This window comes from Pseudomonas sp. PDM27 (assembly GCF_019219205.1).
Lineage (GTDB): Bacteria > Pseudomonadota > Gammaproteobacteria > Pseudomonadales > Pseudomonadaceae > Aquipseudomonas > Aquipseudomonas laurylsulfatiphila.
On record NZ_JAHUWF010000009.1, the window covers coordinates 105,976 to 130,168 of the forward strand.

The following is a 24,193-nucleotide window of genomic DNA, read 5'->3' on the forward strand; positions in this document are numbered from 1 at the left end:
TCCCCTGAATGATGTCAAATTGCCTTGTTACATTCGTGCTTTTTTAAAATACGACCGCTATACAAAACCCTTGTATAAGTTTTAACCCGACACACTCAACAAACTTTTGATACGCGTCTGACTACCGCCTTAAAAACTTATACAAGCTTTATTCATTTACACACCTGATGCATAACGTCAAAAACACTCAAACATAGCCAATTCCAAACTAACGAAACAGTTAACAGCACTACAGCCGCAAACAATTTTCAATACCGGCTTTTTGTTTAACAACAACTCGAACAATTTCAACATCCAAACTCAAGGATGGCCCTTCAACCTGGTTCGCTCACACAGTGAAGTCATATCGCTGAAAAAAAGCCGAAAGCGAACCGCCGCAGAAGGGCTGGCCGGCCCACAAATGAGATCAATCGGCGAGTTCTCCATGACCACCCGGATCGATTGCTGGCAAGCACGGCAGGCCGTTGATTCGAGCAGAATGCGATTGGCTGATTTACACTGCGTTCATCAACCTCATCTGTAACAAGGAAATAACCTATGGGCGTGCTAAACGAGTTCAAGGCCTTCGCGGTCAAAGGTAACGTGGTCGACATGGCCGTCGGCATCATCATCGGTGCGGCCTTCGGCAAGATCGTCACATCGTTTGTCGGTGATCTGGTCATGCCGCCAATCGGTATGCTGATCGGTGGCGTGGACTTCAGTGATCTGGCCATTACGCTCAAGGCAGCCGAGGGCGCTACTCCGCCGGTGGTGCTGGCCTACGGCAAATTCATCCAGACCATCATCGACTTCATCATCGTCGCCCTCGCGATCTTCGTGGGCGTCAAGGCCATCAACCGCCTGAAGCGCGAAGAGGCCGTGGCCCCTAGCCTGCCACCGGTTCCAACCAAGGAAGAGGAGTTGCTGGGCGAGATCCGCGACTTGCTCAAGGTCCAGAACAACCGGCCTTGACCGCACTAGCATAAAAACGGCGCCTTCGAGGCGCCGTTTTTTTTACCAGAAGTTTTCCACCGCCACCTGACCGGGTCGCCGGCTGAGGCTCAAGTGCATGTCCCGCTGTTTAAGCAGCTTGCGCGTGTCATCGATCATCTGCGGATTGCCGCACAACATGACCCGTGAGTGCTCAGGCGTCAGCGCAACACCTGAGGTGCGCTCCAGTTCGCCGCTTTCAATCAGTGTGGTGATCCGCCCGTTCAATGAGCCAGGATGCTGTTCACGAGTGACCGTAGTGATGAATTGCAGTTTGTGCGCATACTCGGCCAGATAGTCACGTTGCGTCAGCCCCGCGATCAGTTCCTGATAAGCCAGTTCCCGGGCTTCACGAACGCTGTAGACCAGGATAATCCGCTCGAATCGCTCCCAGACTTCGAAGTCCTGCAGTATCGACAGGAACGGCGCCACGCCGGTCCCGGTGGATAACAGCCATAGATCGCGCCCATCGACAAAACGGTCCGGCGTCAGGTAGCCAAAGGCCTGGCGGTCGACCAGCAATTTGTCGCCAACGACCAGCCGGCTGAGCTCGCTGGTGAACTCACCGCCCGGCACGACAATGGAAAAGAACTCGAGGAACTCGTCATAGGGCGAGGACACCATGGAGTAGGCGCGCCATACCGTGCTGCCATCAGCCCTGGTGACGCCCAACCGGGCAAACTGCCCCGCCCGAAAACGAAACCCCGCATCCCGCGTGGCACGCAGGGTAAACAGGTTCGGGGTCAACGGATGAACCTCGAGCAAGGTCTGACGGGTAAATTTTTCTTCGCTGACGGACATGGAAGGCTCCAATCAAAAGATACCCCAGTGTCCCGCAAAGACGGCAGCGTAACCACAGACATTTTGTAGTGTTATTGAATTTGCAACTTATTGATTATTCGACGCGAGAAACACCAACCCACTTAAAATGCCATATGGCATCTAATCTTTCACACGCGGCTTAAGAACCTGGCATACACTTTCTCAGCTGTTAAAAGAGCAAAATCGTCGAACTACAGTTATCGGATTTGTCCTACACTGCGTCACGTGCCGGATCTCGGATCCAAAGTCAGCACCCTCCGGAAACATACTGTTGGAGACCCCGTATATGGAAATCTGGAAGGAGTCACAGCTTCAACTGCTTTCCCAAACACAGGACATTAATACGGCCTATCGAATATCACTGAACTTCGTCAGGAACCTTGGATATAAATTTTGTGCCTTTTCAACCATTTCAGCCAACAGTCGCGCTGATTGCTGCCCCATCAACCTGAACAACTATCCACACGACTGGAACACACAGTATGAACTAAGCAAGGCCAGCGAGATTGACCCAGTAGCGGCCTATTGCAATCACTCCATGCTACCCGTGCTCTGGAGCAAAGAGCTCTTCTGTGCAACTCCGTGGTTATGGCAACTGCTGCAACAGCAAGGCTTGGCGCATGGCTGGTCGCAAGCAATCCACGATGAAGAAAGCGGCCTGCGCAGCATTCTCAGCCTGGCCCGAAGTCATTGCCCGATTTCAGCCTATGAGCTGTACGAGAATCTTGGATTCTCGGTGTTCATCAGTCGCCATCTGCACGCGTTGGCGATCGGAATGCAACCGAAAAAACCGACTCACCTTCAGGCTACCTCCTTGTCACGGCGGGAGCTCGAAGTCCTGAAACTGTCGGCCGATGGCAAGACGGCCTATGAAATTGCCAGGATCCTCAATTTGAGTGAACGCACGGTCAACTTTCATGTGCACAGGGCTATCGAAAAGCTCGGCGTCAACAACAAGATGGCGGCAGTCATGGCCTTGGCCCGGTCCGGATCCATCTGAAAGCGCCCGACTGCGGGAAAACCTGCGGGCAATCCAGACAAAAAAAACGTACCATTTGCGGTCCCTCCTGAGTGATGGCGTGTAGACCTTCACGACGCAGTACACTCGGACGGCTCCGCCCGCACCAACGCCTTAGGGCAGCGGGACATCCGTTGATTACCCAGAGCCCCGCCCCATGCCTTTGCTCGAAACACCCTTCGCCAGCCTCGACCTGATCCGCCAGCCTGAACAGCAGAATGAACCGTTGCAAGCTTTCGATGCGGCTGATGAATACCTGCTTAACCATCTGGCCGAACAGCATCCGACGGCCGACACCCGGGTATTGGTGCTCAACGACAGTTTCGGCGCGTTGGCGGCCAGCCTGGCGGGCAAGGTGCGGGTGGTCAGCAGCGGTGATTCGTTCCTGGCCTTGCAGGGCCTGGAAAAGAACCTGGTGCGCAACGGCCTGGCGTTTGATGCGGTACCGAGCGTCCCCGCCAGCGAGGCCCCCGTCGGGCCATTCGACTGCGTGCTGATCCGCGTACCGAAAACCCTGGCATTGCTGGAAGAGCAACTGATCCGCCTGCAAGGCCAACTGGCACCCGGCGCCCAAGTGGTCGCCGCGGCCATGATCAAGCACCTGCCCCGGGCGGCGGGCGACTTGCTGGAGCGTTACATCGGCCCCGTGCAAGCCTCGCTGGCGGTGAAGAAGGCGCGGTTATTGATTGCCACGGCAGAAGACAAAACCCCGGTCGTGTCGCCTTACCCGACGCGGTACAGGCTCGACGAACCCGCTATCGAACTGCTCAACCACGCCAATGTGTTTTGCCGCGAAGGCCTGGACATCGGCACCCGGGCGTTTTTGCCACACCTGCCGAAAAACCTTGGCTCGGCGCGGGTCGCCGACCTCGGCTGCGGCAACGGCGTCCTGGCCATCGCCAGCGCCCTGCAAAACCCCGAGGCCCACTACACGCTGGTGGACGAATCGTTCATGGCCGTGCAATCGGCCGCCGAAAACTGGCGCGCAGCGTTGGGTGAACGGGAAGTGACCGTACGTGCCGGCGATGGCCTGGCCGGCCAGGAACCGCAATCGCTTGACGTGGTGCTGTGCAATCCGCCGTTTCACCAGCAACAGGTCGTGGGCGACTTCCTGGCCTGGCGGATGTTCCAGCAAGCGCGCGAAGCGCTGGTTGTGGGCGGCGCGCTGTACATCGTCGGCAATCGTCACCTGGGTTACCACAGCAAGCTGGCGCGATTGTTCCGTGGCGTCGAGCAAGTGGCAGCCAATCCGAAATTCGTGATCCTCAAGGCGCGTAAGTAACAGGCAAAAAAAACCCTCCGGTCGGAGGGTTGTAAATCCGCGCCTTGAGGCTGCGGGGGAGATGTCAGTGGGTCGTCAGGCCGGCCGCGTTCATGAACAGGCGCATCAGGCTGGCGACGATGAACAAGGCGCCCACGCTGCCGACCCAGATCAGGGCCAACCAGCCGAGCCGCTGCCACAGCGGTTTTTTTTCGGCTTCTTCAATGTCGTGCAGGGAATGTTTGGCAGCCATAACGTCAATCCTCTTCAAGATTGATGGCGTCGCATCCGACGCCATCGCGAGCAAGCTCGCTCCCACAACAGGGCTAGTGGTAACCGTCTTCATGGGTGACCTTGCCGCGGAACACGTAGTAGCTCCAGAAGGTGTAGCCCAGGATGAACGGGATGATGAACAGCGTGCCCACCAGCATGAAACCCTGGCTTTGCGGCGGCGCGGCGGCGTCCCAGATCGAGATCGACGGCGGGATGATGTTCGGCCACAGGCTGATGCCCAAACCGCTGTAACCGAGGAAGATCAATACCAGGGTCAACAGGAACGGCGTGTAGTGCGCGTTGCGGGCCACCGCGCGGATCAGGCCGTACATCGTCACCAGCACCAGAATCGGCACCGGCATGAACCAGAACAGATTCGGCATGGTGAACCAGCGTGCGGCGATATCCGTGTGGGCCAACGGGGTCCAGATGCTGACGATGCCGATCACCGCCAGCAGTACGAAGGCCAAGGGCCGTGCCAGGTCATGCATCTGCTCCTGCAACTTGCCTTCGGTCTTCATGATCAGCCAGGTGCAACCGAGCAACGCATAGGCCACCACCAGCGCCGCGCCACAGAACATCGTGAACGGTGTCAGCCAGTCCAGTGAACCACCGGCGAACTGCCGGTTGACCACCGGCAGCCCATCGATGAAGGCGCCGAGCGCAACGCCCTGGAAGAACGTCGCGGTGACCGAGCCGCCGATGAACGCCTTGTCCCACAGGTGGCGCTTGTCGTCCCTGGCCTTGAAGCGGAACTCGAAGGCTACGCCGCGGAAGATCAGCCCGATCAACATCAGGATCAGCGGCAGGTACAACGCCGAGAGCACCACCGAATAGGCCAGTGGAAACGCGCCGAACAACGCCGCGCCCCCCAACACCAGCCAGGTCTCGTTGCCGTCCCAGACCGGGGCGACGGTGTTCATCATCACATCGCGATCGGTCTTGCCCGGAATGAACGGGAAGAGAATGCCGATGCCCAGGTCGAAGCCGTCCATGACCACGTACATCATGATGCCGAAGATGATGATCACGGCCCAGATCAGCGGAAGATCAATACCCATGATTCAAATCTCCTTGGTCAGGCTGTGGCCGGCATCGGCGTGATCGTCGTCGGCGGCGGACAGCGGACGGGCCGGTGTGCGTTTCTGCCCGGGGCCACCGTCGTTGGTTTCCTTGCCTTCGTCGATCTTCGGCCCCTTGCGCACCAGGCGCATCATGTAGCCAAGACCGGCGCCAAACAGCGCGAAATACACCACGACGAACAGGATCAGGGTGATGCTCATCTGCATGACGCTATGGTTGGACGACGCATCCGCCGTGCGCATCAGACCGTAGACCACCCACGGCTGACGGCCGATTTCGGTGGTGAACCAGCCGGCGAGGATCGCGATCAGGCCTGACGGCCCCATCCACAACGCCAGGTACAGGAACGGCCGCGAGGTGTAGAGGGTGTCGCGCTTGCGCAGCCACAGGCTCCACAAACCGGTGAAGATCATCAGCATGCCCAGGCCCACCATGATCCGGAACGACCAGAACACAATGGTCGAATTTGGCCGGTCTTCAGGCGGGAACTCCTTGAGCGCCGGGACTTGCTTGTCCAGTGAGTGAGTCAGGATCAGGCTGCCCAGGTACGGGATCTCGACAGCGAACTTGGTTTTCTCCTCCTTCATGTCCGGCCAGCCGAACAGGATCAGCGGAGTCGCTTCGTTACCCTTGTTTTCCCAGTGGCCCTCGATCGCGGCGATTTTCGCCGGCTGATGCTCAAGTGTATTGAGGCCGTGGAAGTCACCGATGACCGCCTGGATCGGCGCAACGATCAACGCCATCCACATGGCCATCGAGAGCATTTTGCGGATCGCCGGGTTGTCCTTGCCGCGCAGCAAATGCCAGGCCGCAGAGGCCCCCACGAAGAAGGCCGTGGCCACGAACGCCGCCGTGGCCATGTGCATCAGGCGATACGGGAACGACGGGTTGAAGATCACTGCCAACCAGTCGGTGGGGATGACCTGCCCGTTGACGATCTCGAAGCCCTGCGGGGTCTGCATCCAGCTGTTGGACGCGAGAATCCAGAAGGTCGAGATCAACGTACCGATGGCGACCATCACGGTGGCGAAGAAGTGCAGGCCACGCCCGACCTTGTTCCAGCCAAACAGCATGACCCCCAGGAACCCCGCCTCGAGGAAGAACGCCGTGAGCACTTCATAGGTCAGCAACGGCCCGGTCACCGATCCGGCGAAGTCCGAGAAGCGGCTCCAGTTGGTGCCGAACTGATAGGCCATGACCAGGCCGGACACCACGCCCATGCCGAAGTTGACGGCAAAGATCTTCGACCAGAAATGGTAGAGGTCACGGTAGGTGTCGTTATGGGTTTTCAACCACAGGCCTTCGAGTACCGCCAGGTAACTCGCCAGGCCGATGGTGATGGCCGGAAACAGGATGTGGAACGAGATGGTGAACGCGAACTGAATTCGGGCGAGATCAAGTGCCTCTAAACCGAACATAAGTCTTCCTCTGTCAGGTAGTACGGCTGCTGGCCGGAAGCCTGCACCCACGGCCCCCACGGATATGGAGTGTGGCGAATCTCTGTTTGTTCTTTTTCTGCACGCATCACAACGCAGGGAGTCTGGCCTTGCGGCCGCCGGATCAATTCCTTTTGTGGGTTTTGATCTGGATCAATCAACGTTGAAAGAGTAGTCCCAATTTCGGGGATGAACCGCGTGGTCTATTGCCGCGTGACAAGTTGCCTCATGGGCTCTGTCATGAGCTGCAATACATTTCCTGTGGGAGCGAGCCTGCTCGCGATAGCAACCTGTCAGTCAACATCAACGCTGAATGTCACACCGCTATCGCGAGCAGGCTCGCTCCCACAGTTAATGGCAGTGTTCTCGATATCGATGTCTGGCTAACTAAATTTTTTGTCATGGCAACTTCTTGTTACAGGTTGGTGATAATCTCGCGGTTCCCCTCTCCCCAGATTTCCCCGCAGATGCCCAGCCAAGAGACCTTGCTGTTACGTCACCACCGCCCTTTTCTCGCGTTCTGGCTGGCCCGGATCTTTACCGCCAGCGGCTTCCAGATGCTCACCGTGGCCATCGGCTGGAACCTGTATCAATTGACCGGCAACGTGCTCGACCTGGGTCTGGTCGGCCTGGTCGAGTTCGCCCCGCGCGTGCTGTTCATGCTGCACACAGGTCACGTCGCCGACCGCTATGACCGGCGCAAGGTCGCGGCGATCTGCCAGTCCCTGCAGGCATTGATCGCCCTGTCGCTGGCCATCGGCAGCGCCACCGACCATGTCACCCGGGAAATGATCTTTATCCTGGCCTTCCTGCTCGGTGCCGCGCGTTCCTTTGAAATGCCGACCACCCAGGCCCTGTTGCCAAGCATCGTGCCCAGCGCGCTGTTTCCCCGGGCAGTGGCCGCCGCACAATCGGCCCAGCAATCAGCCACCATCGTTGCCCCGGCCCTCGGTGGTTTGCTCTACGCCTTCGGCAGTGTCTGGGTGTATGGCCCGACGGTGCTGCTGTATGTCATCGCCTGTTCGCTGATGCTCAACCTGCCAGCCCGGCAGACGCCGCTGAACAAAGGCAAGGCCACGCTGGATTCACTGCTCGCGGGCATCCGCTTCATCCGCAGTCGTCCGGACATTCTCGGGGCGATCTCCCTCGATCTGTTTGCGGTGCTATTGGGGGGAGCCACGGCACTGTTGCCGGTGTTCGCCAAGGACATTCTGCTCACCGGCCCATGGGGACTGGGCCTGTTGCGCTCGGCACCGGCAGTGGGTGCGCTGCTGATGTCGCTGTTCCTGGCGCGGTTTGCCGTGGAGCGCAATGTCGGGCGGGTCATGTTCACCGCCGTGGGCATCTTCGGCGTAGCAACCATCGCCTTCGGCCTGTCGACCTCATTCTGGTTTTCCCTGGCGGTGTTGGTGGTGTTGGGCGCGGCAGACATGATCAGCATGGTGATCCGCGCCTCGTTCGTGCAACTGGAAACCCCGGACGAAATGCGCGGCCGGGTCAGTGCCGTGAATGGTCTGTTCATCGGTGCCTCGAACCAGTTGGGCGAATTCGAATCGGGCCTGACGGCCCACTGGTTCGGCACCGTGCCAGCCGTGGTCATGGGCGGGATCGGCACGCTGGTGGTGACTGGGGTGTGGGTCAAACTATTCCCGACCCTGGCCAGCCGCGATCGCATGCACGTGGCTAAAGATGAAGAGAAGGAAGTAGCGAAAGCCTAAGCAGGCTAAACCAACAACTCCCCTGCCACCGCCGCACGTGTGGCTTTGCCGCAGAGTTGCTCCACCAGCGCCAGGGCAAATGCCAATGCGCCAGCCGAGCCCTGGGCGGTGATGCAGTTGCCATCGACCACCACCGGTTGATCGACGAAGTTACAGCCCAACAGTTGATGGCTGGCCGATGGCAGACAGGTCATGCGCCGTTGACGCAAAACGCCAAAGGCCTGCAGTGCCACGGCGGGCGCTTCGGCGATGCCGGCGAACAGGCGACCGGCTGCCGCCTGATCCTTGATCAATTGTTGCAGGGGTTGGTGGGCGGCCAAGTGCTGCGCCCCCACCGCGCCCCCCGGCAAGGCGATCAGGTCGAAAGGCTGCGCCAGCAAGTCCACCAGCATGGCATCGGACGTCAGCCGAGTGCCGCGGGCGCAAGTGAGCATGCGCCGCCCTTCGATACTGGCCACCACCACTTCAATTTTGGCGCGGCGCAGTACGTCGATCAGGGTCACGGTCTGCAGGTCATCGGTACCCTCGGCGAGGGCAATCAAGGCTCTAAAAGTCATCGGGCACTGTCCACGGAATGATCTTTTAAGCGTAGTCAGCTTTCCCGCGCCTTGTTCGAGACATGTGGCTACTGGATGTAAAGCTGCGTCGACATCGTATTGCCGGGCGCATTGATCGAGGTATTGCTGAAGGTCAGAGTGCCTTCCTGCTTGCCAGCCAGATCGAGTACATACAAATAGCCGACGGTTTTTTCTCCGGGGGTGCAACTGGTCAGGTTGCCATTCTTGAACGCGCAGACCGGCGTCCGTGTTCCGTTCACCTCAAAACCGTCGATGGCGACATGGGCCTCACGCCCGTAACCCACCTCCAGCACGTACACCGTGATGTTCGGGCCATTGTGATCGCAGCGCGTGCGGGTTTGCCCTTCGTCGATATTTTCAACGCCACAGGAAGGCGACGCGACTTTGAGCACTTTCAATTGACTCAATGGCGGGGCCGATGCCGCCGTGGCCGTTTGGGCCCCGAGAAGCAACGCCATCAATACGCCGAACACGCTAACCAGACGCCTTTTCATGCAGTGCTTTCCACCCCGAAAAACCAGCGCGCAGTATGGCGCACTTGGCTTTGTCGCAAAACATCGACGACGATCACCGCCATAAGCAGCCATATGCCCAAGCTACTGGTATGATGCGCGGCTTTTTCCGGCCCACAGTAATTTCCAGGCGCGTTCTGCTGCCTGTGCTTTGCTGTTGAGGTCGATACATTCACGGCGCCCGGCGCGCCACGGGGAGCAGACATGCTGGAAAGGCTGTTTCAACTCAAGGCACACAACACCAACGTGCGGACCGAGATTCTGGCGGGCGTCACGACCTTTTTGGCCATGGCCTACATTCTGTTCGTCAACCCGAGTATCCTCGGCGAGACCGGCATGGACAAGGGCGCGGTGTTTGTCGCCACCTGTCTGGCAGCTGCCATCGGCTCGACGACCATGGGCCTGATCGCCAACTACCCGATCGCCCTCGCACCAGGCATGGGCCTGAACGCCTTCTTTACCTACACCGTGGTCCTGCACATGGGCCATACCTGGCAAGTGGCGCTCGGCGCGGTGTTCATCTCGGCCGTGTGTTTCTTCCTGCTGTCGATCTTCCGCATCCGTGAATGGATCATCAACAGCATCCCCCTGCCACTGCGTTCGGCGATCGCTGCCGGTATCGGCCTGTTCCTGGCGCTGATCGCCCTGCACAACGCCGGCATCGTGGTCAGCAACCCGGCGACCATGGTCGGCCTCGGCGACCTGAAACAACCGGCTCCGATCCTCGCCACCCTCGGTTTTGCCCTGATCGTTGCCCTCGAAGCCCTTGCCGTGCGCGGTGCGGTGCTGATCGGCATTCTGGTGGTGACCATCATTTCCATCGTGATGGGCTTCACCCCGTTCGGCGGCGTGATGTCGATGCCACCGTCCCTGGCCCCGACCTTCCTGCAACTGGATATCAAGGGCGCACTGGACATCGGTCTGGTCAGCGTGATTTTCGCCTTCCTGTTCGTCGACCTGTTCGATAACTCCGGCACTTTGATCGGCGTCGCCAAGCGCGCCGGCCTGATGCGCAAGGACGGTCACATGCCGAAAATGGGCCGTGCCCTGATCGCCGACAGTACCGCCGCCATGGCCGGTTCCCTGCTGGGCACCTCGACCACCACCAGCTACATCGAATCCGCCGCTGGCGTGAGTGCCGGTGGCCGCACTGGCTTGACCGCCATCGTGGTGGCGTTCCTGTTCCTGCTGGCGCTGTTCTTCTCGCCACTGGCCGCCAGCGTTCCAGCCTTCGCCACGGCACCGGCCCTGCTATTCGTCGCCGTGCTGATGACATCCGGCCTGGCCGAAATAGACTGGGACGACATTACCGTCGCCGCGCCTGTGGTGATCACCGCGCTGGCAATGCCGTTCACTTACTCCATCGCCAATGGCATCGCCTTCGGTTTCATTTCCTGGACCGCCATCAAGCTGATGTCCGGTCGTGGCCGTGAGCTGAATCCGGCGCTGGTGATCCTGTCGATTCTGTTCGTGATCAAGCTGGGTTGGTTCAACGCATGACTTTTGATTCCCAGGCCTATGCCGTTCAACTCGAAGAAAAGGTCACGCGTTTGCGTGACCTGCTGGCCCCGTTCGATGCACCCGAGCCGGCCGTTTTCGATTCACCGCTGAAAAACTTCCGCCTGCGCGCCGAGTTCCGCCTGTGGCGCGAGGCCGGCGAGCGGCATTACGCGATGTTTTCCCAGGAAGACAAACGCACGCCCATCCTGATCGAAGAGTTCCCGATCGCCAGCCTGCGCATCAACCAGTTGATGCCGCAGCTCAAGGCAGCGTGGCAAGCCAGTGCGGCCCTGAGCCACAAGCTGTTCCAGGTGGAATTCCTGACCACGCTGGCCGGCGACGCGATGATCACCCTGTGCTATCACCGCCCGCTGGACGAGCACTGGCACGCGGCGGCTGCGAAACTGGCGACGGACCTGAACGTCAGCATCATCGGCCGCTCCAAGGGCAAGCGCGAAGTCATCGGTCACGATTACGTGGTCGAGCGACTGGACGTCGGCGGTCGCACCTTCAGCTACCGCCAGCCGGAAGGCGCGTTCACCCAGCCCAACGGTACGGTGAACCAGAAGATGCTCAACTGGGCGTACGATGCGCTCGGGGATCGCTCCGATGATTTGCTGGAGCTGTATTGCGGCAACGGCAACTTCACCCTGCCGCTCGCCACCCGCGTGCGTAAAGTGCTGGCCACCGAAATCAGCAAGACCTCGGTCAACGCGGCGCTGAGCAATCTCAGCGAAAACGCGGTGGATAACGTCACCTTGGTGCGCTTGTCCGCCGAAGAGCTGACCGAAGCCCTGAACGAAGTGCGTCCGTTCCGCCGCCTGCACGGCATCGACCTCAAGAGCTACGAGTTCGGCAGCGTGTTCGTCGACCCGCCCCGCGCCGGCATGGACCCGGACACCTGCGAGCTGACCCGGCGCTTCGATAACATCCTGTACATCTCCTGCAATCCGGAGACTCTGGCAGCCAACATCGCCCAACTGCACGACACTCACCGGATCAGCCGGTGTGCGATGTTCGACCAGTTCCCGTGGACCCATCACATGGAATCCGGGGTGATGTTGACCCGGCGTTGATGTCAGCTGCCACGCACAAAAAAGCCGTCTTCACGACGGCTTTTTTGTAGGCACTTACACGACAACATCGACCTTGCGCGGGCGCCCGCCTTTCCTGCCGTTCGCCCGCGCGGCTTCAGACTTTGCGGCACTGCTCTGGCGACCATTGCGCGAAGCGACGACCGAGGCCGCCATGGCCATCAGCGGCTTGCTCGCTGAAATCATCCCGGCGATAGACACATGCAGGTCCTTGCCTTCATGGCACAGCGCAGTCCCCGCATAGCCGACAGTCAGGCTGGCGTAGTCCTCCAGCTCAAAACCATCGAACTCCGGATAGTTGGCCACGGGCAACAATACGCCGCTGCCGTCTTCGAAGAGCACTGCCAGCCTGGGAGCCAGGTAGGTAACCGCTGTCGCTTGCAGGCTATTTTTTCTACGTAACTCACCACGTTCAATGGCCTTGTCCAGGCTACTTTCCGTTACGGGATTATCGGCCTGAACCTTGGCTTTTATCGTTTTCATAACTCGATCTCCACACTTTCCTGTGCACCGATCAGGGACAGCAATGTCTTGTTCGATTCAGGTACGTAGCAAGCCGATCCAATCATATTGGTCGTGCTGACAACCCTTTTCACCACAACGACTTCGTTGCTTTGCCAGTCCCACAGTTGATTATCAAGACAGGCCGTTTGTAGTTTTCGCCACCAGATGCCGCGGGCACGTCGCAAATGGGCAGGTTGCTTGAGCGATTGGCGCAAACCCTCAAGCACCGCCAATGGTGGCCGACGCGATAGCGGAACGACATCCCAGAGCTCGACACCGTTGTGCCAAAAGCTGAACCTGAATCTCGCGCTCCACGTACCCGCTTCCACATGCGCATGAGGCGGACAATGCTCGTCTCGCAACATGATCACTACCGACAGTCCTTTGAAACTGCATACCTTCATGCTAACCCATCCGTTAGGTTTTTGAATCCCAGAATCCGGCATTCCCTGGAGAATCCGACCGCTGGCATTGGCAGCCGAATCATTTCTTCTGTCCTCAGGCTAGCGTCCCGGCAATTCCCGGACCTGCGGAACACCACGCGAATTGGTAAGAAATCCTTTCTTTACAGCGCTGGCACCTGATAATTACTGATCCAGCTTCTTCATCTGATCCCCGGTGTAATCAATCATGCAGCGACAATTCGACGATCTTCAGTTGGGCAGCATTGAGCTGTTTTGCCTGGCCGCCGAGGCTGGCAGTTTTACTGCCGCGGCGCTGGTGGCAGGTGTCACACCCGCTGCCGTGAGCCGATCGGTGTCGCGCATGGAAGAACGCCTGGGCGTGCGGCTGTTCGCGCGCACCACGCGTAGCGTGAAGCTCACTGACAGTGGTCGCCGTTATTACGAAGAATGTCGCCAGGCCCTTGCGCAACTGGTCGAGGCCCAGCGCGAGGTCATGGGCCAGCAGCAAGTGCCGTCCGGTACTTTGCGCATCAGTATTCCGACCACCTACGCGCATCATCGAATCCTGCCGCTGCTGCCCGAATTCCGGGCGCGCTATCCCGCGGTGAAAGTCGAGTCGCATATCAGCAATCGCAACATCGATTTCGTCGGCGAAGGCTACGACATGGCGATTCGCGTGCGAGCCATCCCGGATTCCGGTCTGATCGCCCGCCAGTTGGAAGATGCCGCCCTGGTACTGATTGCCAGCCCTGATTACCTGAAACAGGCCGGCATTCCGCAATCCCTCGACGACCTCGAAAACCACGAATGCATTCAGTATGAATTGCCCAGCAGCGGCCGGCGCATTGCCTGGTTGTTCAACGATGAAGGCGTGCCCCGGGAGATTCTGGCCGAGGGCAACCTCAGTTGTTCCGATGATGTACTGGGTGGGGTGACACTGGCCAAACACGGGGCAGGGTTGTTTCAGACTTATCGTTTTATCGTGGAAAAGGAACTGGCCGACGGCTCACTGGTGGAGGTGCTCAAGCCCTATGGCGGGCGCTCGCGACCCTTCACCCTGCTGTACCCGCAAAGTCGACATGTACCGCTGCGCTTGAGGGCATTCATTGATTTTCTGGTGGAGCATTTGCCGCGCTGAACACAGAAAGTGTCCGATCATCGCCCACAAACCGCCAGTGTGCCCTCTCTTCAATTGACCGAATTAACTAGTTAGTACAATTTACCTCCACAGGCTGAGAACCATGGCCGATTCCAACAATAAAAAGTGGAGAGATTCCGATGTCCCCTATCGTTCTGGTGCTAAACGGCCCGAACCTGAACCTGCTCGGCACCCGTGAACCGGCGACTTACGGCCACGAAACCCTGGCAGACATTTCGGCCCTGTGCGGACGCGCCGCCGAAGAGTTCGGCCTGGCGTTGGAGTTTCGCCAGACCAACCATGAAGGCGAATTGCTCGACTGGATTCACGCCGCCCGCGGTCGCTGCGCCGGGATCGTCATCAACCCCGCCGCGTGGACTCACACCTCGGTCGCCATCCGCGACGCCCTGGTCGCCAGCGAGCTACCGGTCATCGAAGTCCACCTGTCCAACGTGCACGCCCGCGAACCCTTCCGCCACCACTCGTTCGTATCCGCTATTGCAACGGCGGTGATGGCCGGCTTCGGCAGTCACGGCTATCGCCTGGCGCTGGAACACTTCAGTCATCGTTTGAAGGGGTGATCGCCGTGACTCAGAACAACGTGGTACTGGCCGGGCTGATCGGCGCCGGCATCCAGGCTTCCCGCACACCGGCCCTGCACGAGCATGAAGGCGATGCCCAAGGGCTGCGCTACCTCTATCGCCTGATTGATCTTGATCAGTTGAAACTCGACAGCAACGCCCTGCCTGACCTGTTGATGGCCGCCGAGCGCATGAACTTCACCGGTTTGAACATCACCTTTCCCTGCAAGCAGGCAATCATCCCGCTGCTGGACGAACTCTCGCCGGAGGCCCGCGGTATCGGTGCGGTCAACACGGTGGTGCTCAAGAATGGCAAACGCATCGGCCACAACACCGATTGCCTGGGCTTTGCCGAGGGCTTTCGACGGGGTCTGAAAGGCGTTGCCGTTGAACGTGTCGTCCAGATGGGCGCTGGCGGCGCAGGGGCGGCGGTGGCCCACGCCCTGTTGAGCGAAGGCGTACAACAACTGAGCATTTTTGACGTGGACATCCGTCGCGCCCAGGATCTGGCCGACAACCTCAATCAGCATTTCGGGGTCGCTCTGGCGGTGGCCGGGTATGACCTGCCAAGCGCCTTGGCCCAGGCTGACGGCCTGGTGAACACGACGCCGATGGGCATGAAAAAACTGCCCGGCATGCCGGTGCCGGTCGAGTTGCTTCGAGCCGAGTTGTGGGTGGCGGAGATCGTTTACTTCCCGCTGGAAACCGAACTGCTGCGCAACGCCCGCGCCCTCGGTTGCCGGACGCTGGACGGCGGCAACATGGCCGTGTTTCAGGCGGTGAAGGCATTCGAGTTGTTCAGCGGCGTGGTGCCGGATGCCCAGAGAATGCTTGAACATTTCCAGGGCATGAATGACTGAAGATCAAAGGATCGCAGCCTTCGGCAGCGCCTACGTCAATCGCATTGATCTGTAGGAGCTGCCGAAGGCTGCGATCTTTTCAAGCCTGCAAATAACGCAGCACCGACTCGCAAATCATCTCCCGATGACGCTGCTTGATGCGCTCATCCGGCAAGTCGATCTGGAAAATCTCACCCACGGTATGGCGGTTCGATACGCGATAAAAGCAGAACGAACTGATCAGCAGATGCACATCCAGCGGCACCAGGCCGGCGCGGAATACACCCTCTTCAACACCCCGACGCAGGATCACATCGAGGGAATCGAGAACGGTGTTGTTCATCGCCCGGATCGCTTCGGAGCGCTTCACGTACTCGGCGTTGTGAATGTTTTCGATGCTGACGATGCGCACGAAATCGACGTTGCGATCGTGGTGATCGAATGTGAATTCAACCAGCCGCCGAATCGCGTCCACCGGTGCCAGTTCGGTCAGGTGCAAACGGCTTTCAGTGTTGCGGATATCGCCGTAAAGCTTCTCCAGCACCTCGACGTAGAGCTGTTCCTTGCTGCCGAAGTAGTAGTAGATCATGCGCTTGGAGGTGTGGATGCGCTCGGCGATGGCATCGACGCGGGCCCCGGAAAGCCCCTGCTGGACGAATTCGACAATCGCCTCCTGCAGGATGTTTTCGCGGGTCTTTTCCGGGTTGTTCTTGCGACTCTTGCGCGGCTCGGTCCCGGGTTCTACGGAGGCTGCGGGGAGTTCTGAAGTCATTGTCATTGCGGGCTCACGGCCATCACTGCACAGGCTGGCGATTATGGGCTGCGCGGCACGGTGAAGGAAGCCGCGCGGCCCGTGTTTAATCCCGCGTTTACGAATTTCCTACAACTTGGCCTGACGGATGGCTCCGCTTCGGGATTTGGCCATGGCCGCCAGCCGCACCGCCACGTTGGCCGCGCCGTAGCCGGCATACCCGTTTTTGCGCTGGATGATCTCAAAGAAGAACCGCCCCTCGAACGGCTCGGTATACACGTGAAACAACTCGCCACCTTGGGCGTCACGGTCATACAGCACGTTGAAATAGGCCAGCTCACTGAGGAACTCATCGTTGAAATCGAAGCGCGCCGCCAGGTCATCGTAGTAGTTGAGCGGGATATCCAGCAGCGGCACGCCCGCCTCTTTTGCACGGCTGACCTGGGCAAAGATGTCATCACAATCAAAGGCGATGTGATGCACTCCGGACCCGCGATAACTCGACAGCGCATGTGAGATCGCGGTGTTGCGGTTTTCGGAAATGTTCAGCGGCAAGCGGATCGAACTGTCGCGACTGCGCAAGGCACGGCTCTTCACCAGACCATAAGGATCTGGCAGCACCACTTCATCGTCCGCCTCGAAATCCAGCAGGCTCTTGTAGAACAGCACCCAGCTGTCGAGGCTGTCGGCCGGCAGTGCCATGGCCATGTGGTCAATGCGCTTGAGGCCGCCGCTGGCCGGCGCTTGCGGGTACAGATTGAAGTCCGTGCCATAAACATCGGCGTGTTGATCCACCAGATAAATCAGGCTGCCATCCGGCGCACGCACCGCCGCCAGCTCCAGTTCGTTGGGGCCGACCAACCCGCGATAGGGCTGGCCCTTGTAGGCCACGGCGCGGGCCAGTGCGCTGGCGCTGTCCTTGACCCGCACGGCCGTAGCGCACAGCGAAGGGCCGTGGGCTTCGAAAAAGCTGTGGCCGAATGAGTAAGGCTCCGAGTTCAGGATCAGGTTGATATCGCCCTGGCGCAGCAGGCTGACGCTCTTGGAGCGATGTTGCCCGGCCTTGACGAAACCCAGTCGCTCCAGCCAATGGGAGAGCTTGGCGCCGAGGCTTTCATCCACGGCGAATTCGAGAAATTCGATGCCGTTGTACTCGCTGGCCTTGGGTGTTTCGAACAGAATCCCGGGGTTGGCCGCAGGTCTGGTTTCCTGCGCCAGACGCTCGCGGGTCTTCTCTTCCAGATACAACAACGAACGCAAGCCGTCGGCGGCATTGGCCCTTGGCGGCGCGGCGCGGAAGCCGTCGTTGAAGATTTCCAGCGACAATGGCCCGGTGTAGCCGCTCTGGATGATCGGCGCGAGGAACCCCGGCAAGTCGAACTCCCCCTGCCCCGGGAAGCAGCGAAAATGCCGGCTCCACTCCAGCACGTCCATGGCCAGGATCGGTGCGTCGGCCATTTGCACGAAGAAGATCTTGTCGCCGGGAATCTCGGCGATGGCACTGGGATCGCCCTTGAGCGACAGGGTGTGAAAGCTGTCCAGCAACACGCCAAGGCTTGGATGATCGGCCTGACGCACGATGTTCCACACCTGTTGATACGTATTCACGTGCCGGCCCCAGGCCAGCGCTTCATAACCGATGCGTAGACCACGGGCCCCGGCATGTTCTGCCAGCAGTCGCAAATCGTCGACCAGAATCTGTTCATCACCGATGGAGTCGGCCGAGGCGTTGCTGCACACCAGCACCAGGTCGGTACCCAGTTCCTGCATCAGGTCGAATTTGCGCTCGGCGCGTTCCAGGTTGCGCGACAACCGATCACGCCGGCAGCCTTCGAAATCACGGAAAGGTTGAAACAGGGTGATGGCGATCCCGAGATCGGCGCACATCTGTTTAATTTCCCGTGGGCTGCCGTCGTAGTAGAGAAGGTCGTTCTCGAAAATCTCCACACCGTCGAACCCGGCGGCGGCAATGGCTTCGAGTTTTTCCGGCAGGGTACCGCTCAAGGATACGGTGGCAATGGAACGCTGCATATTTCGACTCCCGGTAATGGGGACCATCTTGTTAGGGGGCATCGCACGCACGGATCCTTGTAGGAGCTGCCGGAGGCTGCGATCCTTTGATTTTGCTTTTCAAGATCAAACGATCGCAGCCTCCAGCAGCTCCTACAGGGGGTAGCGTTTGTCTTGGGTAAATTATTGGCTTGGCGATCCCGCACAGCAATTCAAAGTGTACTATCCGGTTAGTTTTGTGTTCGATTATCGAACACAATGGTGGTTGGCGAATTGACGATTTTTTGTCCACTGCCCAACATCGACCCCACATTGAGTCCGGACTCGCAGCACCGGCCGCGATGTCCAAAACACCAAATAACAAATTCAAAAAAACGGGTGGTACATATGCTTCCTTCCCAAAGCTCACGCATGGCTCCGGCCATTAGCGTCACTGCCGGTGGTATCGGCGACAAGATCCGCGGCGCCATGGCTGTCGGCAAAACCCGTTGGGGCATGCTGGCGCTGGTGTTTTTCGCCACTACCCTGAACTACATCGACCGCGCCGCACTGGGCGTGATGCAGCCCATCCTGGCCAAGGAAATGAGCTGGACGGCGATGGATTACGCCAACATCAACTTCTGGTTCCAGGTCGGCTATGCCATTGGTTTCGTGCTGCAGGGCCGGTTGATCGACCGGGTCGGCGTCAAGCGCGTGTTCTTCTGCGCTGTGTTGCTCTGGAGTCTGGCGACCGGCGCCCACGGCCTGGCCACTTCGGCGGTCGGCTTCATGGTCTGCCGATTCATCCTCGGCCTTACCGAAGCCGCCAACTACCCGGCCTGCGTGAAAACCACGCGCCTGTGGTTCCCGGCCGGCGAGCGCGCCGTGGCCACCGGGATATTCAATGCCGGGACCAACGTCGGTGCGATGTTCACCCCTATGCTGCTGCCACTGATCCTGCACGTCTGGGGCTGGCAAGCCGCGTTCCTGTGCATGTCGGCACTGGGCGGGATCTGGTTGCTGTTCTGGGGCCTGAAATACTTCAACCCGGAAGAGCATCCGAGCGTCAAACAATCGGAACTGGACTACATCCAGAAGGAAGTCGAGCCGGAACAAACCCGCGTGCCGTTCTCGAAGATCCTGCGCATGCGCGGCACATGGGCCTTCGCCCTCGCCTACTCGATGACCGCGCCGGTGTTCTGGTTCTACCTGTACTGGCTGCCGCCGTTCCTCAATCAGCAATACAACCTGGGCATCAACGTGACCCAGATGGGCATTCCGCTGATCATCATTTACCTCACCGCCGACTTCGGCAGCGTTGGCGGCGGCATCCTCTCCTCGTTCCTGATCGGTCGCGGCGTCAACCCGATCAAGGCGCGGCTAGTGTCGATGCTGCTGTTCGCCTGCTGCATCATCGGCGTGGTCATGGCGGCCGGCTCCAGCAATCTGTGGGTCGCCGTAGCCGCCATCTCCCTGGCCATCGGCGCGCACCAGGCCTGGACCGCAAACATCTGGAGCCTGGTGATGGACTACACGCCCAAGCACATGATGAGTACGGTGTTCGGCTTCGGCGGTATGTGTGCGGCGATTGGCGGGATGTTCATGACCCAGTTGGTCGGCCATATCCTGACCGTCACCAACAACAACTACACCGTGCTGTTCACGCTGATACCGGCGATGTACTTCATTGCGCTGACCTGGATGTACTTCATGGCACCGCGCAAGATTCCAGCCATCACCGACTAAAGAAGTCATCAGTCCCTGTGGGAGCGAGCCTGCTCGCGAAAGCGGTACGTCAGCCAACGTCAATGTTGAATGACAGTCCGTCTTCGCGAGCAGGCTCGCTCCCACAGGTCTCTGATCGTTGCCCTCCTACCGGCGGCTTTGCTGCCACGCGGCCGCCAATCCGCTGCAACAGATCACGGCAATACCGAGCACGGTGGTCAGTGTCGGCGTATGGGAAAACAGCAGCCAGCCCAGCAGGCCAGCGAAGATGATCTGGCAATAGCTGAACGGCGCCAGCAATGCCGGTGCGGCGAGTCGAAACGCCTGGGTCAGGAACAGGTGCGCCGTCATCCCGCAGGCCCCCAGCGCCAGCATCATCGCGCCATGCACCAGGTTCGGCGTCTGCCAGAAGAACGGCACCAGCGCACTCATCACCAGCGTGTTGCACAAGCCTGCGAAGAAGTTGCTGGTGGTCGGGCTGTCGATCTCGCTGAGCTTGCGCGTCAGCAGTTGATAAAAGCAGAAAAACAGCGCCGAGCAGAACGGCAGCAACACCGCCGGGGTAAACAGATCACCACCGGGGTGAACGATGATCAGCACCCCGCCGAAACCGAAAATCACCGCCAACCATTGCCCTCGCGTCACCCGCTCGCCAAGCAGCGGTACCGACAACGCGGTGACCAGCACCGGAGCGAGGAAGTTGACCGACGTGGCCTCGGCCAACGGGATGTACATCAGCCCCGTGGTGAAAAACAGACTGGTGCCCAGCAGGCACAATGCCCGGGTCAGTTGCAGAAAAGGCCGCTTGGTACGCAGCACTCGCAGCCCGGATTGCGGCAGGAAAATCCCGGCCATCAGCAAGGTGTGAACCACGTAACGCGCCCAGACCACCATGACAATGGGATAGAAACCGGAGAGGTATTTGGAAAAGGCGTCATGGCTGGAAAACAGGAAAGTCGCGACAACGATCAGCAGGATCCCTTTGAAGGGCTGATTGACGCCGGAAAGCGGGGTACTGCTGGGCGACGTCAAGACAAAGTCCTTTTATCGATTGAGGCGAGACATGAATAATTTAGAACCTGGTTCCACTTTATGATATCGACGACTCAATAAAGTGGGCGAATACCGCACACTGTTTATTCAAGCAGACTTCAGGTTCAACTGAACAACTCTGATGCCTGGCTCGCCAGTGAAAGCTCATCGGCGTATTTCAACAAGGTCGGCGCCAGCTCATGCAATCGCGCTCCGGGCATTCGCGCACTTGGCCCGGCAATACTGAGCACGCCGATGACCCGGCCATCCAGTGGATGACGCACCACGCCGGCAATCGCCGAGGTGCCCACCGCCGAACTTTCCTCGACCCAGGCATAACCTTGCTCCCGCGCCAGACGCAAGCGCTCCAGCAGTTCAATATTCGAACGCGGCGCATTAGGCCCGACGTCCCGAGGCAATTTCGCCCCTTGCCGTTCGACCAGCGACAGCGCCTCGGCATCGCTCATGCACGCCAGCCACGCGTGCCCGGAAGCCGTGTAGAACAAAGGCGCATCGCGCCCCATGTCCGGGTCGTAGCGCAAGCCGGAACGGGCTCCCTGGGACTTGGCGATCCACACCTGGCGTTCCCCCTGGATCACCCCCAGACGCACCAGTTCGCCAGTTTCCCCGGCCAGACGATCGAGCACCGGCTGGATGATATCCGCACCGCTGCCGGACAAGTATCGAAAGCCCATGGCCACCAGCTTGGTCGACAGGTGATAGCGCAGGTTGTCCGGATTCTGCCGCACGTACCCCAGGCGAATCAGTTCAGCGAGCAAACGATGAGTCGCGCTTTTAGGGATCTCCAGTTGCTCGGCCAACGTCTGCATCGGCAAACCCTGCGGTTCACCGGTCAGGCTTTCCAGCACGCTGAAAACACGTTCGATCTGACTGCCAGCCATGGTATGTCCCAAACAAAATTTGGCTGATTCTAGAAGAGAAGCCCCACGAAGCAAAATGTGGAACCAGTCGCGCAACCGGCAGTCTGACGACCGGACTGGCGCGGCTCCCACTTGGCAGCAACACTCATCGCACGGCTCGTTACCCGGAACAGAAGAGGATTCCCACATGCTATGGAAAAAAGGCCGACGCAGCGACAACGTGGTCGATGCCCGTGGTGATGATGTCGGCAGTGGCGGCGGCGGGATGCGCTTCGGCGGTGGCAAGGGCCTGAGCCTGACGGCGATCCTGCTGATCGTCGGCATCGGCTGGATCACCGGCCAGGATCCGCTGCAAATCCTCGGACAACTGACCGGGCAAATGGACCAGCAATCGGCGCCCGCCACCAACCAGAGCCGCAAGGCACCACCGGCCAATGACGAAGGCGCGGAGTTCGTGCGCTCGATCCTCGGCGACACCGAAGACACCTGGGGCACGATATTCCAGCAGGCCGGCCGTCAGTACAAAGAACCGACCCTGGTGCTGTTCAGCAACCGCGTGAATTCGGCCTGCGGTCTGGCCACCTCGGCCACCGGGCCGTTCTATTGCCCGGCGGACCAGAAGGTCTATCTGGACATGGCGTTTTTCCAGGAAATGTCCCAACGTTTTTCTGCCGCGGGCGACTTCGCCCAGGCTTACGTAATCGCTCACGAAGTCGGACACCATGTGCAGACCCTGCTTGGGGTGTCCGCAAAAATCCAGGCAGCCCGCCAACAAGGCCGGCAGATGGAAGGCGACGGCGGTTTGCTGGTTCGTCAGGAACTGCAAGCCGATTGCCTGGCCGGTGTCTGGGCCAACAATGCGCAGAAGCGTCTGAACTGGCTGGAGCCGGGTGACATCGAAGAAGCACTGAACGCAGCGAACGCTATCGGTGACGATCGTTTGCAGCAACAGGGTCAGGGCCGCGTGGTCCCGGACTCGTTCACCCACGGTACGTCGGCGCAACGGGTGCGCTGGTTCAAAACCGGTTTCGCCCAAGGCCAGGTAAGCCAGTGCGATACCTTTGCGACGAAAAATCTGTAAATGAAGAAATGGTTGTTGGTTGTTCTGTTTACTTGCGCAACGTCCCAGGCTGCCGAGCATGAGGTCAAGGAGCTCAGTCCCGGACGCCTGCTGTTGAAATCAGGTGAAATCGCGGTGGGCATCAGCCCCGCCCCGGCAAAAATCGAACGGGTGCTGATCATCCTCCACGGTCGCTTGCGCAACGCGCAAACCTATCTGCAGAGCGGTGAGCACGCGGCCGAACTGGCCGGGCAAAGTGCAACGACCCTGGTGATCGCCCCGCAATTCCTCAATGAAACCGATGTTGCGGTTCATCCGGTGGCCGACACCGTTTTGCGCTGGCAAGGCAATGAATGGATGGCCGGGGGCGAATCCACGGCACCGTTTCGGCTGAGTTCCTATGCCGCGCTCGACGAAATCATCGCTCGCTTGGGTGACCGCCAGCAGTTTCCGGATGTGAAGCAAATTGTCATCGCCGGTCACTCCGGTGGCGCGCAGGTGGTTCAGCGCTATGCAGTGCTCGGTCATGATCAGCCGGCCCTCGAGGCGGCCGGCGTACAGGTTCGATACGTGATTGCCAACCCGTCGTCCTACGCCTATTTCGATGAGCGCCGGCCCGTGGCGTTCAGCCACGCCGGTTGCCCGCAATTCAATCGCTGGAAATATGGGCTAGCGGATTTGCCCGCCTACGCCGAAGGACAAACGCCCACACAACTGCAGGAAAAGTACCTTAAGCGTGACATCGTTTACCTTCTGGGCCAGCAGGACACCGACCCGAATCATCCGGCGCTGGACAAGAGCTGTGAGGCCAAGGCGCAAGGGCCGTATCGGTTGGCGCGCGGGCGTTTTTACTTTGATTATCTGAAGCGGCTGCAACCGCAAGGGTTGAAGCAGCAATTGATAGAAGTGCCCGGAGTCGGGCATGACGGGGACGGGATGTTTACGTCGCCGGAGGGGCAGAAGGCGTTGTTTGGGGAATGACTCTTGTAGTGCCTGGGCCTGCCTCTTCGCGAGCAAGCCCGCTC

At 59.5% G+C, this 24,193-nt stretch carries 24 protein-coding genes; 12 read left to right on the forward strand and 12 right to left on the reverse strand.

Translation table 11 applies throughout. The features are described 5' to 3' along the window. Positions 1-537 precede the first annotated feature (537 nt). Entirely contained in the window at positions 538-951 is a 414-nt protein-coding gene (gene mscL, locus KW838_RS19050; RefSeq protein WP_102702063.1) for a large-conductance mechanosensitive channel protein MscL, read from the forward strand. A 42-nt stretch (positions 952-993) separates the two neighbouring features. Here mscL and KW838_RS19055 read toward each other — a convergent pair whose 3' ends face one another. Next, the gene (locus KW838_RS19055) at positions 994-1,770 is read right to left on the reverse strand and encodes a ferredoxin--NADP reductase (protein WP_102702064.1); all 777 of its coding nucleotides are present in this window, start codon (positions 1,768-1,770) and stop codon (positions 994-996) included. Between the two features lie 307 nt (positions 1,771-2,077). On the opposite strand from KW838_RS19055, the gene KW838_RS19060 reads away from it, so the two are divergent. Both KW838_RS19060 and KW838_RS19065 read left to right on the forward strand, forming a co-directional pair. Continuing rightward, entirely contained in the window at positions 2,078-2,791 is a 714-nt protein-coding gene (locus KW838_RS19060) for a LuxR C-terminal-related transcriptional regulator (RefSeq protein ID WP_102702065.1), read from the forward strand. A 175-nt stretch (positions 2,792-2,966) separates the two neighbouring features. Further along, positions 2,967-4,091, forward strand: coding sequence for a methyltransferase (locus KW838_RS19065; RefSeq protein WP_218502507.1), 1,125 nt, complete (start codon positions 2,967-2,969; stop codon positions 4,089-4,091). A 64-nt stretch (positions 4,092-4,155) separates the two neighbouring features. On the opposite strand, the gene KW838_RS19070 is transcribed toward KW838_RS19065, so the two are convergent. From KW838_RS19070 to KW838_RS19080, 3 genes are all read right to left on the reverse strand, one after another. Further along, positions 4,156-4,323, reverse strand: a complete 168-nt coding sequence (locus tag KW838_RS19070; protein ID WP_007975773.1) for a DUF2474 domain-containing protein — start codon at positions 4,321-4,323, stop codon at positions 4,156-4,158. Between the two features lie 73 nt (positions 4,324-4,396). After that, positions 4,397-5,404, reverse strand: a complete 1,008-nt coding sequence (gene cydB, locus KW838_RS19075) for a cytochrome d ubiquinol oxidase subunit II (protein ID WP_056728750.1) — start codon at positions 5,402-5,404, stop codon at positions 4,397-4,399. A 3-nt stretch (positions 5,405-5,407) separates the two neighbouring features. Further along, positions 5,408-6,844, reverse strand: a complete 1,437-nt coding sequence (locus KW838_RS19080; protein WP_007975777.1) for a cytochrome ubiquinol oxidase subunit I — start codon at positions 6,842-6,844, stop codon at positions 5,408-5,410. A 485-nt stretch (positions 6,845-7,329) separates the two neighbouring features. Between KW838_RS19080 and KW838_RS19085 the strand changes: the two genes are divergently transcribed. Continuing rightward, a complete protein-coding gene (locus tag KW838_RS19085; protein ID WP_218502510.1) occupies positions 7,330-8,580 on the forward strand; it encodes an MFS transporter in 1,251 nt (416 codons plus the stop codon). 5 nt (positions 8,581-8,585) lie between these two features. Here the strand turns inward: KW838_RS19085 and KW838_RS19090 are convergent, their stop codons facing one another. Next, positions 8,586-9,137 (reverse strand): DJ-1 family glyoxalase III, encoded by a 552-nt coding sequence (locus KW838_RS19090; RefSeq protein ID WP_007975779.1) that lies wholly within the window; start codon positions 9,135-9,137, stop codon positions 8,586-8,588. 68 nt (positions 9,138-9,205) lie between these two features. Further along, on the reverse strand, positions 9,206-9,652 hold the full coding sequence (locus KW838_RS19095; RefSeq protein ID WP_218502512.1) for a DUF4879 domain-containing protein: 447 nt from the start codon (positions 9,650-9,652) through the stop codon (positions 9,206-9,208). 222 nt (positions 9,653-9,874) lie between these two features. Between KW838_RS19095 and KW838_RS19100 the strand changes: the two genes are divergently transcribed. Beyond that, on the forward strand, positions 9,875-11,170 hold the full coding sequence (locus KW838_RS19100) for an NCS2 family permease (RefSeq protein ID WP_008050771.1): 1,296 nt from the start codon (positions 9,875-9,877) through the stop codon (positions 11,168-11,170). Then, on the forward strand, positions 11,167-12,246 hold the full coding sequence (trmA, locus tag KW838_RS19105; protein ID WP_218502515.1) for a tRNA (uridine(54)-C5)-methyltransferase TrmA: 1,080 nt from the start codon (positions 11,167-11,169) through the stop codon (positions 12,244-12,246). The genes KW838_RS19100 and trmA overlap by 4 nt, the downstream gene beginning before the upstream one ends. A gap of 54 nt (positions 12,247-12,300) precedes the next feature. Here trmA and KW838_RS19110 read toward each other — a convergent pair whose 3' ends face one another. Both KW838_RS19110 and KW838_RS19115 read right to left on the reverse strand, forming a co-directional pair. Further along, on the reverse strand, positions 12,301-12,747 hold the full coding sequence (locus tag KW838_RS19110) for a DUF2442 domain-containing protein (protein WP_218502517.1): 447 nt from the start codon (positions 12,745-12,747) through the stop codon (positions 12,301-12,303). Beyond that, the gene (locus KW838_RS19115) at positions 12,744-13,172 is read right to left on the reverse strand and encodes a hypothetical protein (protein ID WP_015096924.1); all 429 of its coding nucleotides are present in this window, start codon (positions 13,170-13,172) and stop codon (positions 12,744-12,746) included. Before KW838_RS19115 ends, KW838_RS19110 begins: the two co-directional genes overlap by 4 nt. A gap of 226 nt (positions 13,173-13,398) precedes the next feature. Here KW838_RS19115 and KW838_RS19120 point away from each other — a divergent pair, with 226 nt between their 5' ends. From KW838_RS19120 to KW838_RS19130, 3 genes are all read left to right on the forward strand, one after another. Further along, a complete protein-coding gene (locus KW838_RS19120) occupies positions 13,399-14,310 on the forward strand; it encodes a LysR family transcriptional regulator (protein ID WP_218502528.1) in 912 nt (303 codons plus the stop codon). 140 nt (positions 14,311-14,450) lie between these two features. Continuing rightward, positions 14,451-14,891, forward strand: coding sequence for a type II 3-dehydroquinate dehydratase (gene aroQ, locus KW838_RS19125; RefSeq protein ID WP_218502532.1), 441 nt, complete (start codon positions 14,451-14,453; stop codon positions 14,889-14,891). A gap of 5 nt (positions 14,892-14,896) precedes the next feature. Beyond that, positions 14,897-15,751, forward strand: coding sequence for a shikimate dehydrogenase (locus KW838_RS19130; protein ID WP_218502535.1), 855 nt, complete (start codon positions 14,897-14,899; stop codon positions 15,749-15,751). Positions 15,752-15,830: 79 nt separating this feature from the next. On the opposite strand, the gene KW838_RS19135 is transcribed toward KW838_RS19130, so the two are convergent. After that, complete coding sequence (locus KW838_RS19135; RefSeq protein ID WP_218502537.1) at positions 15,831-16,508, reverse strand: TetR/AcrR family transcriptional regulator; 678 nt, start codon at positions 16,506-16,508, stop codon at positions 15,831-15,833. Positions 16,509-16,610: 102 nt separating this feature from the next. Beyond that, on the reverse strand, positions 16,611-18,512 hold the full coding sequence (gene quiC / locus KW838_RS19140; RefSeq protein WP_218502546.1) for a 3-dehydroshikimate dehydratase QuiC: 1,902 nt from the start codon (positions 18,510-18,512) through the stop codon (positions 16,611-16,613). Between the two features lie 366 nt (positions 18,513-18,878). Between quiC and KW838_RS19145 the strand changes: the two genes are divergently transcribed. Next, entirely contained in the window at positions 18,879-20,216 is a 1,338-nt protein-coding gene (locus tag KW838_RS19145) for an MFS transporter (protein WP_218502548.1), read from the forward strand. 126 nt (positions 20,217-20,342) lie between these two features. Here the strand turns inward: KW838_RS19145 and KW838_RS19150 are convergent, their stop codons facing one another. Further along, positions 20,343-21,227, reverse strand: coding sequence for a DMT family transporter (locus KW838_RS19150; protein WP_218502550.1), 885 nt, complete (start codon positions 21,225-21,227; stop codon positions 20,343-20,345). 125 nt (positions 21,228-21,352) lie between these two features. Beyond that, positions 21,353-22,129, reverse strand: a complete 777-nt coding sequence (locus tag KW838_RS19155) for an IclR family transcriptional regulator (protein WP_218502552.1) — start codon at positions 22,127-22,129, stop codon at positions 21,353-21,355. Between the two features lie 166 nt (positions 22,130-22,295). Between KW838_RS19155 and KW838_RS19160 the strand changes: the two genes are divergently transcribed. Beyond that, the gene (locus KW838_RS19160; protein ID WP_218502562.1) at positions 22,296-23,189 is read left to right on the forward strand and encodes a neutral zinc metallopeptidase; all 894 of its coding nucleotides are present in this window, start codon (positions 22,296-22,298) and stop codon (positions 23,187-23,189) included. Continuing rightward, positions 23,190-24,149: an alpha/beta hydrolase gene (locus tag KW838_RS19165; protein ID WP_218502565.1), complete on the forward strand. Its 960-nt coding sequence runs from the start codon at positions 23,190-23,192 to the stop codon at positions 24,147-24,149. The last annotated feature ends 44 nt before the right edge of the window (positions 24,150-24,193 follow it).

Bases quoted from the DNA above. Each gene is read 5' to 3' on its own strand.
- mscL (WP_102702063.1), top strand. From the start codon at position 538: ATGGGCGTGCTAAACGAGTTCAAGGCCTTCGCGGTCAAAGGTAACGTG.
- KW838_RS19055 (WP_102702064.1), bottom strand. From the start codon at position 1,770: ATGTCCGTCAGCGAAGAAAAATTTACCCGTCAGACCTTGCTCGAGGTT.
- KW838_RS19060 (WP_102702065.1), top strand. From the start codon at position 2,078: ATGGAAATCTGGAAGGAGTCACAGCTTCAACTGCTTTCCCAAACACAG.
- KW838_RS19065 (WP_218502507.1), top strand. From the start codon at position 2,967: ATGCCTTTGCTCGAAACACCCTTCGCCAGCCTCGACCTGATCCGCCAG.
- KW838_RS19070 (WP_007975773.1), bottom strand. From the start codon at position 4,323: ATGGCTGCCAAACATTCCCTGCACGACATTGAAGAAGCCGAAAAAAAA.
- cydB (WP_056728750.1), bottom strand. From the start codon at position 5,404: ATGGGTATTGATCTTCCGCTGATCTGGGCCGTGATCATCATCTTCGGC.
- KW838_RS19080 (WP_007975777.1), bottom strand. From the start codon at position 6,844: ATGTTCGGTTTAGAGGCACTTGATCTCGCCCGAATTCAGTTCGCGTTC.
- KW838_RS19085 (WP_218502510.1), top strand. From the start codon at position 7,330: ATGCCCAGCCAAGAGACCTTGCTGTTACGTCACCACCGCCCTTTTCTC.
- KW838_RS19090 (WP_007975779.1), bottom strand. From the start codon at position 9,137: ATGACTTTTAGAGCCTTGATTGCCCTCGCCGAGGGTACCGATGACCTG.
- KW838_RS19095 (WP_218502512.1), bottom strand. From the start codon at position 9,652: ATGAAAAGGCGTCTGGTTAGCGTGTTCGGCGTATTGATGGCGTTGCTT.
- KW838_RS19100 (WP_008050771.1), top strand. From the start codon at position 9,875: ATGCTGGAAAGGCTGTTTCAACTCAAGGCACACAACACCAACGTGCGG.
- trmA (WP_218502515.1), top strand. From the start codon at position 11,167: ATGACTTTTGATTCCCAGGCCTATGCCGTTCAACTCGAAGAAAAGGTC.
- KW838_RS19110 (WP_218502517.1), bottom strand. From the start codon at position 12,747: ATGAAAACGATAAAAGCCAAGGTTCAGGCCGATAATCCCGTAACGGAA.
- KW838_RS19115 (WP_015096924.1), bottom strand. From the start codon at position 13,172: ATGAAGGTATGCAGTTTCAAAGGACTGTCGGTAGTGATCATGTTGCGA.
- KW838_RS19120 (WP_218502528.1), top strand. From the start codon at position 13,399: ATGCAGCGACAATTCGACGATCTTCAGTTGGGCAGCATTGAGCTGTTT.
- aroQ (WP_218502532.1), top strand. From the start codon at position 14,451: ATGTCCCCTATCGTTCTGGTGCTAAACGGCCCGAACCTGAACCTGCTC.
- KW838_RS19135 (WP_218502537.1), bottom strand. From the start codon at position 16,508: ATGACAATGACTTCAGAACTCCCCGCAGCCTCCGTAGAACCCGGGACC.
- quiC (WP_218502546.1), bottom strand. From the start codon at position 18,512: ATGCAGCGTTCCATTGCCACCGTATCCTTGAGCGGTACCCTGCCGGAA.
- KW838_RS19145 (WP_218502548.1), top strand. From the start codon at position 18,879: ATGCTTCCTTCCCAAAGCTCACGCATGGCTCCGGCCATTAGCGTCACT.
- KW838_RS19155 (WP_218502552.1), bottom strand. From the start codon at position 22,129: ATGGCTGGCAGTCAGATCGAACGTGTTTTCAGCGTGCTGGAAAGCCTG.
- KW838_RS19160 (WP_218502562.1), top strand. From the start codon at position 22,296: ATGCTATGGAAAAAAGGCCGACGCAGCGACAACGTGGTCGATGCCCGT.
- KW838_RS19165 (WP_218502565.1), top strand. From the start codon at position 23,190: ATGAAGAAATGGTTGTTGGTTGTTCTGTTTACTTGCGCAACGTCCCAG.